The organism is Alterirhizorhabdus solaris (genome assembly GCF_007785815.1).
GTDB classification, from domain to species: Bacteria; Pseudomonadota; Alphaproteobacteria; order Sphingomonadales; family Sphingomonadaceae; genus Alterirhizorhabdus; species Alterirhizorhabdus solaris.
The window spans coordinates 1-14,484 of sequence record NZ_VNIM01000100.1; the positions used below are offsets into that span (position 1 = coordinate 1).

Genomic DNA, 14,484 nt, shown 5'->3' on the forward strand with positions numbered 1-14,484 from the left:
GTCCTTCTTGGTTGCCATGACGGTCATCCGCCGGCGCCGGCCGCCTTCGGGTCGCTCGATGAGGACTTCCTGCCGGTTCTTGGACATGTCGATGGCTACCAGCACGGCGCCGGCGGGCGTAGGGGTGGGCCATAGCAGCCTCCCGAACCGGCTCTTCCCAATGTGCTACGGCAGCGAGTTCATCGCTACCGCGGTCCAGAAGTGGCTCGGGCAGGTCGGAGTGAAGACGCTGTACATCGCGCCGGGCTCGCCCTGGGAGAACGGCTACAACGAGAGCTTCAACGGCTCGCTGCGGGACGAACTCCTTAACGGCGAGATCTTCTACAGCCTCGCCGAGGCAAAGGTGCTGATCGAGGCATGGCGGCGGCACTACAACACCGTCCGACCGCACAGCAGCCTGCGCTACCGACCGCCGGCTCCCGAAACGGCGACACCGCCATTGCCTGCCTCCGGTTCCGCTTCGCTCCACCTCCGACCGGCAATGGCGGTGGAGACGACAATGCACTAACGAACAAACTGGACCACCCGGTGGGGGCTGCTCATGGGCGTTCGGATAATCCAGTGATAGCAGTTCGACTGTGCAAGGGGAGCTGTAATGGAATCGGCGGCTGCAAAACGGTCTTGGTGGCGGACACTGCTGCTCCGGATAACGACCATTCTCTGGTTCTTGGGCGGCGTGGCCTTTCTGCTGAGCCTGCCCATCGCCCTGCAAGCCTCTCCACTGGTCATGGTCGTCATCATCGTGATCGCTTGCAGCCTCGCCGCGTTCGCGGTGTGGCTGGTGCGGTTCGTGCGCGGTGCCGGGACCGATCGCGCCGCATGGCCGAAGACTGCCGTGGGCCTGACCTTCGCGCTCACGATCCTGGTGGCCAGCCCGGTCTATTATTTCGCCACGATCACGCAGGTGACCCCCGCGATGGTGCCGCAGGCCACCTTGACCAACGGCGTACGAACGATCGTCTTCCAGGGCATGCAGCACGTTGGCACCGAGCCGTTTTACAAGTCCGTGGTCTATGACCTCGAGAGTGCGCTCTCAGATGACTACGCACTATTCTACGAGGGCGTTCGCCCTGCGAACCCAGCCGATGACGCCTGGTTCGACCGTACGGTGACGGGCGGCGCGGATCTGGGCACCACGTACCGCGACCTGGCCGGCCTATGTGGCCTGCGCTTCCAGAACGACTATTTCGGTCTGCTGGCGCGTGACGCGCGGCTTCATCCGGCCTCGCATGTCGTGGCCGACGTCAGCACGGCGGACCTCCACGCGGAATATGACCGGCTGATGCGGACTGACGCAGTGTTTGCAGATGCGATGCGCGAGAAGGAACGCGCGCGAGCCGGTGCTGGCAGCGTGAAGCCGGACGGCCTGGAGCGCATCGTCGCCTTCATGCGATCAGGCACGGACGGGCAGCGCGAGATCGGCGGCGTGCTCTGCCGGGGGTTCATGACGCTGGTGATGCGAAAAGATGCGAGCGCCGACAGCGAGGATCAGAGCGAAAAGCTGATCCTCGATTATCGAAACCGGGTGCTCGCGCGGGCGCTTCTCGACGATCCACGGCCGCGCATCTACGTCACCTACGGTGCCAAGCATCTGCCCGGCGTGCTGAGGTTGCTTCAGCGAAACGATCCGCGCTGGCGGATCGCGTCTGTCAAATGGCTCCGGACGATAGACCGTCCCGACGACCTAACGGGAACTATCCGATGATGACGACGCGCTGGGATCGCCGATTCGGACCGTCGGCGATGATATGGCTCAGCCTTGCCTGCGCGACAGCGGTCGGGGCTCAGGCTGAAGGTGGATCGCCGTCGGCAATTGCTCCGCCGGTCGCACAGCAGACCGCCGATTGCGCGCGACCTACCTACGCCACCGACCAGCTCGTCTGCACCGACGCCGCGCTTCTGGCGCTTGATACCCAGCTGGCAGAAATGATCACCGTGCGCGGACAGGCGGTCGAACCGGGGACGCCCTGGCGCGAGGAGCAGAAAGCCTGGTTCGATCGCCGGAGCCGGTGCGCGTTCCTTGCCGATCATCGGGGATGCGTGGCGGCTGCTTATCAGATGCGGCTGGTCGAGTTGCGTGCGCTTGCGTCCCCACCCGGCGCGGGAAACCATGTCCGCTGTGTGCCCGATCTTGCCGTCACCATCACTGGCGCTGGCGAATTGGGCAGCAGATCACTGCTGGATCGCAGCGGCCGGATTGCGCTGGTCGCGTTTCCGACGGGACGCGGTCCATGGCAGCCGTTCGTGACATGGCAGGCTCGATCGAAAACAGTACGGATCTCGTCCCTCGACGGGACCACGATCGCATCCTGCGAGCTGGAGCGACGGGATCTCTAGCCGGCGGAGGCGCAGGTGGCGCGTCCCGCCCCTTTCCCGGACCAGCTCAATCGGTAGATGACGCGGAACCCGTCATGGTCCGACAATTTGGGGCTGGTCGGCGAGCCGTCGAACATTGCCTCCACCCGGATTGGGGTTACGCGGACCTGCGATCCGGATGCGAAGAACTGCAGGTCCTGCGTGTCCAGCCAGGGGGCATCGCCATCCCAGGACATGCGCACCTCGCAAGCCGGGTTGTCCAGACAGTATTCGTGGACGAGCGCAAGCGGATTGTCCTGACGGAACGCGGCAAATCGCTCTGGCGAACGCCGCATGTTGAAATCGCCGCCCAGGATGAGCGGCTGTGACAAATCGTGGCGATCGGCGAGGAACGTCTCGAGTTCCAGCGCCTGCGCCTGATGTGCCGCCAGGTTCCGCGCGGGCGCGACCCGCGAAGCGTTACGCGCGTTCATGTGCGTGTTGGCGATCCCGATCAGCTGCGGCACGCCCGGTACCTCCACCGTCGCCAGCATCACGCCCTTGTTGGAGAGGCAGTCGAAGCCGGCGCAGGCCCGGCGCGAATAGGGATCGATCACCACTCCGGTGATCGGATAGCGGCTGGCGATGACGAGGCCCGAGGTCATCAGCCTGAACCCCAGTTCGCCCTTGGTCGGACGTGGCCGACCCGGCAGTCTGTCCCGGGCGGGATAAGCGCTGCGCTGCGTGCGGGACGGCCCGCTGGCGAGGGAGGGGTAGCCGGTGTCGACCACGCTGCGCACGGCGGCGGGCGAGAAGGCTTCCTGGAACAGTACGATGTCCGGCGCTTCACCCCGCTCGCGCAACCGGCGCAAGCTCTCGCCGATCGCACGCAGGCGCGCAGCCCGGCCACTCCGCGCCGGCCATTGCAACCCTTCGATATTGTAGATCAGCACATCGAGGGTGGTTGTGCTCTCGCCGGTCGGCGATGTCGTGATCGCGGTCGATGCTGCGCTGTCGCAGGAGGCCGAGCGAAAGGCAGGCAGGCCGATACAGCCTGCCAGACCCGCCAGCGCGGTAAGCGCAAGCAAGGCGCGCGCCCTTGCGGAAAGACCGGTCAGAAGCGGTCCCGCGTCATCGCCATCACGTCGATGAACTGGTTGCGGCGGCAGAAGCGCTTGTATGTACGTCGTCACCGTCACCGTCGTCGGCCCTCACGAAACCGTATCTACGTGATCTCAACGCGGATACGCCGCTGGACGCCGCGCGCCGGCCAGTTCCTGAAGGCCACCGGGCGCCTGAGCGGGAACCGCTCCCGGTGCCGTGGCGAGAGCGAGGATCAACCCGAGGCGCGTCCTGTACATCACGGCAAACACTCCTGTGTCGCGGGACGACATAACATGATCGATAATCCCGACATCCCCGGAATGTTCCGATCACGCGTCACGGCGATCTGCAGGGGGCGTGGCCGTCAGAAACCAGGTGAGCAGTTCGCGCCAAGCATTCACCGTCATGCCGCGCCCCGGAGCAGGAAAGATGTCCTGACAGGCGGCGACGAACGCCCGGTCGATGGCAGCCCGGGGTGCCAGCCCCGATGCCATTTCGTGCAGGCGCGGCGCGACATCGCCGAGCGGTGGGAAGGGGAACCGGGTCATCGTCGCCAGCAGCACTTCCACCAGTGCCTGCCCGATGATCTTCGCATCGTCGATGGTGATCCGGGCCTCGCTGGCGGCAGGGGCGGCGACGAGGTGGGACGCGAACACCAGCGAGAAGCGCTCGTCATTCTGCCGCAGGATGTCGGCCGTGGCCTGGGCAATGTACAAGGATTCGAGGGACTTTGGGATATGCACGGCACTCTTTCACAGGCTTCCGAAGCCGTGCTGATGCTTGTGGCATTGGCCGTCGTCGTTGCGGGCGGACAAGTTGCGGCGATAAAGCGGCTCCGGTCGCTTCCATCCGAGGCTGGGAGAAAATATGCCGGCTACCATGAACCGTCTTGCTCTGCTCCCGCTTGATCTGCCGCCAGGCCTGCGCGCCATCGCCACGGAACGACGCTTCGATCCGCATACGGAGTTATTTCTCCAGGGGCATCCGGCGACCGAGATCTTCGGTATCCTCGCCGGCCGCGTGACGTTGTGGCGTGTCGACGAAAGCGGCGCGCCCTGTACGCTGCTGCTGCTGGGCAAGGGCGAGTTGCTGGGATCGGTCTCGGTCGCACAGGGGGCACCGCATCTGACGTCGGCGACGGCGCTCGACCGGGTCACAGCGGTGTGCTGGCCGGCCCAGCTATTCAGGGAGACCGTCCGTCAGGACAGTGGGCTGGCGCAGAGCTTTCTCCAGGCGGTCGCGCGGCGCGCGGTACAGCTGATGGACCGCTTCGACGATATCGCCGGCCTCGATGTCGAGGCGCGGCTGGCCCGGCTGTTGCTGCGCCTGTGCGCAGACTTCGGCCAGCACGACGATGACCTTGCCGTGGTGATAGACATTCGCCAGCATGATCTGGCGGAGCTCGCCTTCACGACGGTGCCGACCGTGAGCAGGGTGCTGTCGAAATGGAGGGCCGACGGCATCGCCTCGACGCAGCGGGGCCAGGTTACCATTCCCCATCTCTCGCGCCTGGCCGCCCGCGGCGGCGTCCATCTCGACTAAGGCCGGCCTCCCGTCTGCTCATTTGTTGCGCCGGTCATCTCGCAACATTGCGGTCACGGCGACTATTGCCAGCAGATAGGTGCCAAGCTGGAAAACCGGCGCCAGTGGGGCACGCCCACCCGAGGCCTCGACCGTAAACGAGGTGAAGTCCCAGCCGCCGTGCAACAGCATCGGTAGCCAGATGACGCCGCTCACCCGCCTGACCACATAGAAACCAGCGCCCATCAGCGAGGCGACGACCCCCTGCAACAGCGAGGCGGCGAGCGGAATGCCGAACATCGCATTGGGCACATGCATCGCCCCGAACAGCAACGAGGAGCCCAGGCAGGCCCATAGTTCCCTCCCGGTCGACCCGCGCAGGCCGGTGACAAGCACCCCGCGCGCCAGCAGCTCCTCGTTGAAGCCGACAAGAATACCCGACGCCACCAGCATGGCCAGATGCGCCGGTGCGAGCGCTGCCCAGCGCGTGCCCCCGGCGTTCACGGCAATCATTCCGACCATGCCGACCAGGACGATCGCCGCCGCCCACGCCCGGCCGCTGCGGCAGGCCTCGCGTATCGAAGGACGCCACCAGCCTAGCCAGCTCACCGCCGAAATCAAGAACAGCGCGCCCAACGCCAGCGGCAGATCGAGGCTCGTCAGCGCGACGTCGGCCGACACCATGTTCGCATAGTGCGCGCCGACGCCGCCCCATGTAGCGAAGATGATGGCGTTATAGACCAGATAGACAACGATGGCTGCCCGCCAGTCCGGCTTTACCCGCATCGCTCATACTCCTGCAGTCCCTGCGGGACGGACCGGTCTGCTGTCCTTGCTGCGGCTTCGCAAGTTCCCGCGCGCCGCGCAATGGCGCCGCTGCGACAGCAAATTGTCTGGCGGCACGAGAAAAGTGCGGTCATATTGTTCTCGCGGCGGCGCGCCGAAGGCATGGCAGGGGAAAGCGATGGCGAACCATGGATCGATGCTTCGCGGGCCGGGGCTCGTCATCACCGCAGCGATGATCGTGATGCCGCCTGCCGGTGCGCAGACGCCGGGCGGCCTCGGCGACCTAGTCGGCGCACGTGGCTCGTCGGCCGAGCTTGACCTGCGCAGCCGCGGCTATGCCCTGTCGGGCAACAAGGACGGTTCCCCGGTCTGGTGGAACAAGGCGAAGAGCAGCTGCGTCTTGGTGTACGTCGATGACGGCCGGGTCCAGAGTATCCGGTCGGTCAAGGCGAAAGACTGCGGCAAAGGCGGCAGCGGGAATGCCGTGGCCGCAGTCGCGATCGGTGCAATTCTGGCCGGTGCGATCATCGCGGGCAGTTCGGGCGACAAGCACCGCGATCATGACGACGACTTCGGCGATGATCGCAATCGCGGCCGACACAGCTACAGTCCCGCGGACGGTGTCACCTGCTATCGTCGCGAGTCCACCTGCTACAAGTACGGTGACTTCTCCGCGAAGTGGACCCGGCGCGAATTCTGACATTATCGAACGGGGGTAGCGTCATGCTTGCCAAGACCATTTGTGCCGCGATGCTGGCATCGGCCGTAGTTGCCCCGCCCGTGCTGGCGTCCGCCCAAGCGCCTGGAGTCGAAAGCGCGAGGCAGATCATCGCCGAGCGGCTCTCGGCCGATCTCAGCCCGAAGCAGATCGGCGTGCTCAACATCGTCGCCCATGCAACGGCGTCCGCGATCATCTGCCCGCGCATCAACATGAATGACGAAGCGATCAAGGGCGCGCTGACAGCCGTCATTAACGAGCAGCTGCCGGACTTGAAGAGCGAGGCGGATCGGAGCGCATTCCGCGATCGGACGCTCGTCGGCTTCGGCGCTCTGGTCGGGCTGATGGTCGATGAGGCCGCGCCGAAGAAGGCGGCATTTTGCACCGCGGCCGAAGCGGAGATGAGGGAGGAGGGCACGAGATCGTTCGTCCGGCCCGCCCCATCGCCGGCAAAGTGAGCGGAGGATCTGGCAAGGGGGGCGACCATGATGCGCTTCGACAGCCGCCTGTGCGCCTTCCGGCCGGATCATCGCGGATGCACCGCTGCCGCCTACCGTATCCGAATCGAACAGCCCGACGCCGTTCTCGATCCGCCTATCGGACGATATCCATCCCACTGTGCGCGTGGCGGACTATCCCGTATTTGCCCGGCGATGGCGGCAGGGGTGTGAATGTTGTTCGACACAGTCGGCTCAATTCTGGCCGTGGCCTTGCCGTCGAAGGCCGGTCCGTGGCAGCCATTCCTCGCCTATGGCGGGCCGGACCGCCGCCTGTTGCTGAAGCGGGCTGGCGCACCCAAGGCGGTGACCTGCCATGTCAGGGACCATGGTGGCTAACGGCGGGATCGGCCGCCGTTTGCGCCACGGTCAGAATCCGTCTCGCGTCATGGCCATCACGTCGACGAACCGGTTGCGCGGATCGAAGCGACAGCGGAAGCGCTTGATCCCGTCACGGCCCTGATCGGCCGAGTCGTCGATCGCGCTGCCGCCCCGATCGGCCACCACGCGCCCCACCTTGATGTCCGCAGGTCGCACGCGATATTGCGCCGACGCCTGGCCCCCGCAGAAGGCCGCCATGCCGCCCGCCGCGATCGGCGGTCCCGATCCGATCGGAATATTGCCTGCACCCGGTCCAACCGCACTTGGCCGATCGAGCAAGCCGACCGTCAAGCTGAACGCGGCGACCTCTCCGCGGCGTGCGGCATTGCGCGTCAGATAGACGCGGACGCGATAATCGCCACCATCCCTTATCCGCTGATCGAACCGGTTCCCCGAGACCGAGCCGTTGAAGATCGCCATGTCGCCACGGGTCGGAAGAACGTTGAAATATGCCGAACGGTTCGTCGTCCGCAGCGAAACCGACATCGCCTGTCCCGCCCGAACGCCGACCAGATAGTCGACCGAGTCATAACCCCGCACAGTCCCCCTTACCGTCTTGGAGGACTCGCCGCGCGAGAGTTGCAGCCGCTCCGTACGAACCGGCGCCTGCGCGATCGCCGGGGCCGCCGCCATGACTGCCATGACCGGAACAGAAATCCGCTTCCACATGCTGTCAGCCTTTCACCTTGTACAGCCTGCCCTTGCCCGGCTGCCGCAACGTCAGAAGCGGCGATGTTCCTGACCGTCGATAATGTCGCAGGTGCCACGGAATGCGTAGACGCCGGTCCCCTGGATACTGATCTGGCCGCTGCGCCGGTTCATCGTGATGAGCGGTTTGTTGAGACCGTTCAGGCGATATTTCGCGCGGATGATATCCGGGCCGTTCTGCACCTCGTACAGATCCCACCACCCGTCATCGCCACGGCTGTTGATCGGCGGAACCAGCTTTTTCGGCAGGCGGATGCGGCCACCGCCCGCCCACAACTGGATCGTCAGCGAGGCGTCGAACTGCTGGCCGGTCATCTCGGTGCGGTTGCCATAATCGTAGCGGTGCGTCCGGCTGTTCCACTGCCAGCCATAGGTGGTGGCATAGCCCGGCCGCTGACCGTCGCCGAAGCAGATCAGGCCCAGATCGACATATTGCCCGTCCACCTGGTAGCGATCGCGCTGCTCCACATAGCTCGGCGACTGGCGCTGACTGGATGCATTGCCGCCATAGCCGATCGGGGGCCGGTAGCCGTCGTTCCGGTAACCGCCATCGTTGCGGTAGCCCCCGTCGTTGCGGTTACGGGCGCGGTCGTCATCACGATAGCCGTTGTCCGCCCGGTCGTCGCCGCGGCGATCGTCGCGTTTGCCGCAGTCGGGGGCCGGCGTGCCCGTGATGGAGTCGTAGCGTCCGTCCATCGTCGCCACGGTGACGCATTGGCGCGAGGCGGCGTTCCACCAATAGGTATAGCTGCGATCCTCGCCCGGCTGATTCCGGATGAAGGTGTAGCCGCGCGATCGCATCTGCGTCTCGGCGCCTGCCGCCCTCGCGCCGACGAGGTCGTTGAGGCCCGGCGGCGTCTGGGCCAGTGCCGGGCCCGCCAAGGCCGCGAGGAACAGAACCGATGGGATCGCCGTGGTGCTCTTCATTGCCCTCTCCTTATCGCAACCCGCTTTCTGCAACATCTGGAGCGCGGGAAAGCTGCATTCCAGTCACGGCTGCGGAATGACCGCGTCCATCACGGTGATCCTGCGATCACGCCCGTCATCGCCCACGCTTGAATTGGTGATGAGGATGGTGTCTCCGGGCCTCAGCGCGCCTTTCACCTGCTCGTAGAAGCGCCGGGGCAGGCGCAGGCGGTTGATCGTCGCCTCGTCGAGCATCCGGCCTGCGTCCTCATCGTGCCCGGGCAGGCCGACATACACCCACCGCGCGGCGCCTTGTGGGGACACGGTCAGCGTGATCACGTGCGATCCGGGATCATCGTCCTCTACCTGTGCGACGCTGCGGCCGATCTCCACCCCGTTGCGCAGCACGACGACCCTCTGGTCGATCTTGGATACGATGATCGTCAGCGGCCCGGTGGGTGACTTTTCGGGTTTCCAGACGAAATCGCCGTCGCGCAAGACGGCCGGTGCGACGGGGCGGCCGGTCGGATCGATCGGTGCCAGCAGGCTCGCGTCGCTGGTCCGGATATGGTCGATCGCGGATCCCGCGATGACGACCGTCGCGCCCAGTGACGTGATGGCGAACAGTTCCCGTGAGAAATCGAACGGCAGGTGCACGCAGCCATGGCTTTCCGGATAGCCCGGCAGGCCGCCCGCATGCAGCGCCACGCCATCCCACGTCAGCCGCTGCTGGAACGGCATGGGGGCACTGTTGTACAGGCTGGAATGGTGGTTGGCATCCTTCTGCAGGATCGTGAAGACGCCGGTCGGCGTCTCGTGGCCGGCCTTCCCCGAGGATACGGTGGCTACGGCGATCCTGACACCGTTACGGTAGACCGTGGCGATCTGGCGGGACAGATCGACATAGACCAGCAGCGGGCCGGTGGGCGCGATGTTCGGCGCCCAGACCCATTCGCCCGGTTTCAGCCGATCGACCGCACGGGCGAATTCGGCGGGGGAACTGGTCCGCGCGCCCTGGGCACCGGCAGGGGCGGAAAGGCCGGCCAGCATCGCGACCGCCCCGAATATCAGCAATCTATCAACGCTCATGCTCACCATCGTTTGCAGATATCGCCCCGTGAACCGAACCGGGCTGGCCGCGCGCGCCATCACCGGTGCGGATCCATAGTTCGCGCTGGGGCAGGGGGATCGTGATGCCGGCCTGATCGAGCGCCTTCAGGATGGCGAAATACAGATCGGATCGCACCGACAGGCGCTGGTTCACATTTTCGACGAAGCACATCGCCTTCAGGTTGATCGCGCTGTCCCCCAGGCTGTCCAGCACCACGCTGGGTTCCGGCCGGTCCAGCACGCGATCATGGTCGGTCAGCACCTTGAGCAGAAGGGTCCGTGCCGCTTCGAGGTCGCTGTCATAGGCTATGCCGACGGGCAGGGTGATGCGGCCGAGGCTGCCGGCATAAGTGAGGTTGGTGACGCTGCCGGAAATCAGATCGCTGTTCGGGATGATGACCTCGTGCCGGTCGAACGTCTCGATATGCGTCGAACGGAAGGCGATGCGGCGGACATGGCCCGAATAGGCGCCGACCTCGATCCAGTCGCCCACCTTGATCGGCCGTTCGATCAGCAGGATGATCCCGCTCACGAAATTGGCGACCACGGGCTGCAGGCCGAAGCCCACCCCGACCGAAAGCGCACCGGCGATGAAGGCGAGGCTCGACAGGTCGAGCCCGGCGGCCGTGAACGCCACCACCGCGGCGAGCGTGAGGCCGAGATAGCCGAAACCGGTCAGGACCGCCGCACGCGCGCCCGCCTCGATCCGCAGCCGGTCCAGCACGGCGTAGTGCAGCACGCGCTGCAGCCAGCGGGTCAGCGCATAGCCGATCAGGAAGACCAGGGCGAAGGTCATCACGCTGCCGAAGGACAAACGGATCTGGCCGATCGCGACACCGTTCTTCAGCGCCAGGATGCCATCGACGATCCGCTCCGGGCTGATCCCCCACGCCACCGCGACGATGGGAAGCGTCAGCACCGACAAGGCGAAGCCGAAGATAAGCGGCAGCAGCTGGAGATAGCGCGACGGCGCTCTCTCGCGGTGGCCGAACAGAAGCTCGCTCGCCTCGGTAATCGATCGGTAGAGGAAGAGCGTCGTGCAGACGGTGGCCAGCGATATCAGCGTGGACGTCAGCAGATATCGCGCGAGCGCGACATAGCCCACCAGCGCTGCCACCCCCGCCAGCCCCGCCGCGATCGTCATGAAGCGCGCGGCGGTGCGCACCGCGTCGTCCGGGCCGGCGTCGTCGGGATGGACGGTGCTCGCCTTCACGCTCCTGGCGCCGCGAGCATTGCGCAGGATGCGCGCCAGCCGCCAGATCAGCAGACTGGTCACCACCACCACCGCGAAAGACAGGAGCGCGCTGACGGCGGCCGAACTGCCCGGTTGCCGCTCGAAATAGTCGACGAGCTGATCCGCCGCCACGACGAGGCCGAGCGCCGTCATCAGCCGGATCGCGCGATCGGTCAGGTCGTCGGGCAGCCGGAGGAGCTGGGCTGCGGGAAAGGCGGGGGCGAACAGGCTCTGTCCCAGCCACCGCGCGTAGATTACCGCCAAGCCCGCGAGGATGACCTGGCCGCTCGACGCGACGAGGAACGGCAGGTCCGCCGTCAGCAGGCTGACACCCGCGAATACCAGCATGAGGACGGCTGCGGGAATGAGGATGTCGAGCAGATCCCGCGCGAACGCCAGCCCCAGCCGGCTGCGCGGCGAATGCGCCGGAATGCTGCGCCGGTCGATCGCGGCGCGCAGCGATCTTCGCCACCGCACGCCTGCCCAGACGGCGACGGCCGCCGCCGCCACCACCAGCGCGATGCGAAAGGCCAGCGGAACGCCGACGAGCGCGGCATAAGGCTGGCGGGTGGCGGCCGCCGTGGCCGGGCGCATCTCGCTGGACCGCACGTCCTCCGCCGCCGCAACCCATGTTGCCGGCAGGAGGATCGGGCGGTCGTGCGCGAACAATTTTTGCCGCCGTTTCTGGCGCAGGACGAGGTCGATCTCGTGGATCAACACGCCATCCCGGGCATAGACGTCCCGTGCGGCGATCGCGGGGGCCTGTTCCTGCGCGACGGATCGGCCCAGTTCGATGCGCTTCTGTTTCACCCAGGCAAGCGCTTCCTGCGGCTTGGTCGTATCGTCATCGAGCTGTGCCAGTTGGGCCTGCGCGATGCGGCCCTTCAATGTTCCGCGCTGCCCCAGGTCGAGCGCCAGTTCGCGCTGGACCGTGAGGTTCAGCCGCAGATCTTCCCACTGATCAGCTGTGACATGCTCGCGCCGCGAGAGCGGCAGGTCGAGGAGCGCTTCCGCTCTGGCCGCGGTCGCACGCCACTGGCCAAGGGTTCGCCAGTCGTCCGGCGTGGTCTGCGCCGCGGCGGGCGCGAAGGCTCCGATGAGACCGATCACGACGCCGAACCAGAAAAACAGGATACGAGCGATCAGCCTTGCCCCTCTCGTTGCGCGCCCCTGACCCGGGCAACGGGCCGCTGCCGGCGGTCCGGATGGCGATCATGCCGCAGCCGCGCAATCACGGCAATGCGTGTCGATAGTTGATGGCGCAGGACGGGGCCGGACTCGGGCGGTGCGAAGGCGTGGTGCGGCATGAAAGGCGAAAGGCATCACCGATCGATGCGACGTGCGCGCCTGTTTCGATAAGCGATTGCGGCCCACGCTCAAATCGGCGGAGTGCCCCCATAACCCGACGGATGCGATAGATACCGACTTATGGCGGGGGTAACGCTGGCAGGATCGGCGTCATGCGACGCGATCGAGGAGGTTTATCGCCATGACGAACGATGCCATCCGCCCGGCCGACCCTCTCACTGCGCCGCCATCGGCGGCGAGGCGTCCGCTGTCGGACGAGATGCTGCGCCGGATGGACGGCTATTGGCGGGCGGCGAATTATCTGTCGGTCGGTCAGATCTACCTGCGGGCCAACCCGCTGCTTCAGGAACCGCTGGCGATCGAGCATGTGAAGACGCGGCTGCTCGGCCATTGGGGGACGACGCCGGGGCTGAACATGCTTTACGTCCACCTCAACCGGATGATCGTGGAGCGGGACCTCGACATGATCGCGATCATCGGCCCCGGCCATGGCGGGCCGGGGCTGGTCGCCAATACCTATCTCGAGGGTTCCTATACAGAGCGTTATCCGGCGGTGGAGCGCAGCCGTGTCGGCATGGAACGGCTGTTCCGGCAATTCTCCTAGCCCGGCGGCATCCCCAGCCACGTCGCCCCCGAGCCGCCGGGGTCGATCCATGAGGGCGGGGAATTTGGCTATTCGCTCACCCATGCATGTCACGAGCAAAAGGGCCGATGTGGTGCGCCTCTATCTGCCGCCCGGTGCAACTGTATGCCGTTGGTGGCCGATCATTGCCTGCGCAGCCGCCATTATATGAACGTGATCGTGGCGGGCAATCAGCCCGAAGCGCAGTCGCTGGAGATCGACGATGCGGTGCGCCAATGCGTGTTCTGCATGCCGACGCAACCGACGCCGATGCCGCGCTGGCGATGGTGATGTTCTGCCGCTCGGTCGCCGAGCAGATCGCGGCGATGATGGCGTCGTTCGGCGGCATGGACATGATCGTCTTCACCGGCAGTATCGGCGAGCATGATGCCATAGTTCGCGACACGATCTGCACCGATCTGGCCTGGGCAGGCGTTCCGGCAGGGAGGTCACAGCGCACGTGCGGGGCAGGCGCTGCCGGCCGCCGCCGTTCTCCGGCCTGAACGACGCCGCAAGCAGCCTAGAGGCGTGGGACTCGAGAGCAGGTTGTCGCAGGGCCAAACCTCAGCCGAGACGCGCTACATCACCGCAAAACACCACTGCCGCGTAGCGGCTTCGTGCAATGGGTCACAAGCGCCCTTTCAGCGTAACGATCATCGCGCGCAAGGCGGGTCTGACTCGCCGATCAGATGAAAGAGCTGGCACCCTGGATAAGGTAGGCATCAATCTGCCAACACCTGCACTCTGCGCCCGTCGGCAACCTCGTCTGCCACATCATGTTCGATCACGTAGCCGAAGCCAGCGCCCGCACATATCGCGGCCGGCTGCCTCGGACTTCTACGGTAGCAGCCCGCCGCCGAGCAGGCGGTGGTTGACGCGGACATGACGCTCCCAATCGCCGGATGTCTCCGGCGGATTGTGTTTCGAGAATAGGCGGGTGTTCCGACCACGACGGTGCGCAGGTCAAGAAGACCGCGTGATGGAAAGCGCCCCAAGGCGGACTGGAGCTTTACTTGCGCCTGCGTCCAAAGCTGGTGTGCCTAGGGTCAGGACCCATTGATGTGATCGTCGCGATCTGATTCAGTCTCCGCAAGGAGACCGGGATGAGTGACCTGTTTTGGCTGACGGATGAGCAGATCGAGCGGCTGCGGCCGTTCTTTCCCAAGAGCCACGGGAGGCCGAGGGTAGACGACCGGCGGGTGCTGAGTGGCATCGTATTCGTCAACCGCAATGGGCTGCGCTGGCGAGATGCACCCAGCGAGTACGGCCCGTACAAGACGCTGTACAATCGGTG

General features: G+C 65.7%; 15 protein-coding genes and 2 pseudogenes. 10 read left to right on the forward strand and 7 right to left on the reverse strand.

Annotation, left to right across the window (positions count from 1 at the left end; all coding sequences use genetic code 11):
• Positions 1 to 169: 169 nt before the first annotated feature.
• From FOY91_RS17720 to FOY91_RS17730, 3 genes and pseudogenes are all read left to right on the forward strand, one after another.
• Positions 170 to 508: pseudogene (locus FOY91_RS17720) on the forward strand (integrase core domain-containing protein); the annotation flags it as partial.
• A gap of 87 nt (positions 509 to 595) precedes the next feature.
• On the forward strand, positions 596 to 1,705 hold the full coding sequence (locus FOY91_RS17725; RefSeq protein ID WP_203234623.1) for a hypothetical protein: 1,110 nt from the start codon (positions 596 to 598) through the stop codon (positions 1,703 to 1,705).
• Positions 1,702 to 2,337, forward strand: coding sequence for a lysozyme inhibitor LprI family protein (locus FOY91_RS17730; protein ID WP_145154792.1), 636 nt, complete (start codon positions 1,702 to 1,704; stop codon positions 2,335 to 2,337). The genes FOY91_RS17725 and FOY91_RS17730 overlap by 4 nt, the downstream gene beginning before the upstream one ends.
• On the opposite strand, the gene FOY91_RS17735 is transcribed toward FOY91_RS17730, so the two are convergent.
• Entirely contained in the window at positions 2,334 to 3,494 is a 1,161-nt protein-coding gene (locus FOY91_RS17735) for an endonuclease/exonuclease/phosphatase family protein (RefSeq protein ID WP_238995776.1), read from the reverse strand. The two genes, FOY91_RS17730 and FOY91_RS17735, sit on opposite strands and share 4 nt — an antisense overlap.
• Positions 3,495 to 3,728: 234 nt before the next feature.
• Positions 3,729 to 4,115 carry a hypothetical protein gene (locus FOY91_RS17740; RefSeq protein WP_145154794.1) on the reverse strand — a complete coding sequence of 129 codons (387 nt, stop codon included), beginning with the start codon at positions 4,113 to 4,115 and terminating at the stop codon, positions 3,729 to 3,731.
• 151 nt (positions 4,116 to 4,266) lie between these two features.
• Between FOY91_RS17740 and FOY91_RS17745 the strand changes: the two genes are divergently transcribed.
• Positions 4,267 to 4,941 (forward strand): Crp/Fnr family transcriptional regulator, encoded by a 675-nt coding sequence (locus tag FOY91_RS17745; protein WP_145154797.1) that lies wholly within the window; start codon positions 4,267 to 4,269, stop codon positions 4,939 to 4,941.
• Positions 4,942 to 4,959: 18 nt separating this feature from the next.
• On the opposite strand, the gene FOY91_RS17750 is transcribed toward FOY91_RS17745, so the two are convergent.
• The gene (locus tag FOY91_RS17750; RefSeq protein ID WP_145154798.1) at positions 4,960 to 5,706 is read right to left on the reverse strand and encodes a CPBP family intramembrane glutamic endopeptidase; all 747 of its coding nucleotides are present in this window, start codon (positions 5,704 to 5,706) and stop codon (positions 4,960 to 4,962) included.
• 178 nt (positions 5,707 to 5,884) lie between these two features.
• Between FOY91_RS17750 and FOY91_RS17755 the strand changes: the two genes are divergently transcribed.
• The 3 genes from FOY91_RS17755 (at position 5,885) to FOY91_RS21790 (ending at position 7,260) form a co-directional block, all read left to right on the forward strand.
• A complete protein-coding gene (locus FOY91_RS17755) occupies positions 5,885 to 6,406 on the forward strand; it encodes a hypothetical protein (protein ID WP_145154800.1) in 522 nt (173 codons plus the stop codon).
• A 23-nt stretch (positions 6,407 to 6,429) separates the two neighbouring features.
• Positions 6,430 to 6,882, forward strand: a complete 453-nt coding sequence (locus FOY91_RS17760; protein ID WP_145154802.1) for a hypothetical protein — start codon at positions 6,430 to 6,432, stop codon at positions 6,880 to 6,882.
• Positions 6,883 to 7,095: 213 nt separating this feature from the next.
• Entirely contained in the window at positions 7,096 to 7,260 is a 165-nt protein-coding gene (locus tag FOY91_RS21790) for a hypothetical protein (protein ID WP_162527270.1), read from the forward strand.
• 30 nt (positions 7,261 to 7,290) lie between these two features.
• Here the strand turns inward: FOY91_RS21790 and FOY91_RS17765 are convergent, their stop codons facing one another.
• The 4 genes from FOY91_RS17765 to FOY91_RS17780 all read right to left on the reverse strand — a co-directional run bounded on the left by FOY91_RS17765 (position 7,291) and on the right by FOY91_RS17780 (position 12,370).
• Positions 7,291 to 7,935, reverse strand: a complete 645-nt coding sequence (locus tag FOY91_RS17765; RefSeq protein ID WP_238995777.1) for a hypothetical protein — start codon at positions 7,933 to 7,935, stop codon at positions 7,291 to 7,293.
• An 87-nt stretch (positions 7,936 to 8,022) separates the two neighbouring features.
• Entirely contained in the window at positions 8,023 to 8,937 is a 915-nt protein-coding gene (locus tag FOY91_RS17770; RefSeq protein ID WP_145154804.1) for a hypothetical protein, read from the reverse strand.
• 63 nt (positions 8,938 to 9,000) lie between these two features.
• A complete protein-coding gene (locus tag FOY91_RS17775) occupies positions 9,001 to 10,005 on the reverse strand; it encodes a L,D-transpeptidase (RefSeq protein WP_145154806.1) in 1,005 nt (334 codons plus the stop codon).
• A complete protein-coding gene (locus FOY91_RS17780; protein ID WP_145154808.1) occupies positions 9,995 to 12,370 on the reverse strand; it encodes a mechanosensitive ion channel family protein in 2,376 nt (791 codons plus the stop codon). The genes FOY91_RS17775 and FOY91_RS17780 overlap by 11 nt, the downstream gene beginning before the upstream one ends.
• 457 nt (positions 12,371 to 12,827) lie before the next feature.
• Here FOY91_RS17780 and FOY91_RS22445 point away from each other — a divergent pair.
• From FOY91_RS22445 to FOY91_RS17795, 3 genes and pseudogenes are all read left to right on the forward strand, one after another.
• Positions 12,828 to 13,481, forward strand: a pseudogene (locus FOY91_RS22445) (phosphoketolase family protein).
• Positions 13,427 to 13,693, forward strand: a complete 267-nt coding sequence (locus tag FOY91_RS22450; RefSeq protein ID WP_238995778.1) for a hypothetical protein — start codon at positions 13,427 to 13,429, stop codon at positions 13,691 to 13,693. Before FOY91_RS22445 ends, FOY91_RS22450 begins: the two are co-directional and overlap by 55 nt.
• 600 nt (positions 13,694 to 14,293) lie before the next feature.
• On the forward strand, positions 14,294 to 14,484 hold a 191-nt coding region (locus FOY91_RS17795), incomplete at its 3' end, for a transposase (protein WP_145154812.1).

Coding starts and splice junctions, on each gene's coding strand:
- FOY91_RS17725 (WP_203234623.1), top strand. CDS start 596: ATGGAATCGGCGGCTGCAAAACGGTCTTGGTGGCGGACACTGCTGCTC.
- FOY91_RS17730 (WP_145154792.1), top strand. CDS start 1,702: ATGATGACGACGCGCTGGGATCGCCGATTCGGACCGTCGGCGATGATA.
- FOY91_RS17745 (WP_145154797.1), top strand. CDS start 4,267: ATGCCGGCTACCATGAACCGTCTTGCTCTGCTCCCGCTTGATCTGCCG.
- FOY91_RS17750 (WP_145154798.1), bottom strand. CDS start 5,706: ATGCGGGTAAAGCCGGACTGGCGGGCAGCCATCGTTGTCTATCTGGTC.
- FOY91_RS17755 (WP_145154800.1), top strand. CDS start 5,885: ATGGCGAACCATGGATCGATGCTTCGCGGGCCGGGGCTCGTCATCACC.
- FOY91_RS17760 (WP_145154802.1), top strand. CDS start 6,430: ATGCTTGCCAAGACCATTTGTGCCGCGATGCTGGCATCGGCCGTAGTT.
- FOY91_RS21790 (WP_162527270.1), top strand. CDS start 7,096: ATGTTGTTCGACACAGTCGGCTCAATTCTGGCCGTGGCCTTGCCGTCG.
- FOY91_RS17765 (WP_238995777.1), bottom strand. CDS start 7,935: ATGGCGGCGGCCCCGGCGATCGCGCAGGCGCCGGTTCGTACGGAGCGG.
- FOY91_RS17770 (WP_145154804.1), bottom strand. CDS start 8,937: ATGAAGAGCACCACGGCGATCCCATCGGTTCTGTTCCTCGCGGCCTTG.
- FOY91_RS17775 (WP_145154806.1), bottom strand. CDS start 10,005: ATGAGCGTTGATAGATTGCTGATATTCGGGGCGGTCGCGATGCTGGCC.
- FOY91_RS22450 (WP_238995778.1), top strand. CDS start 13,427: ATGCGTGTTCTGCATGCCGACGCAACCGACGCCGATGCCGCGCTGGCG.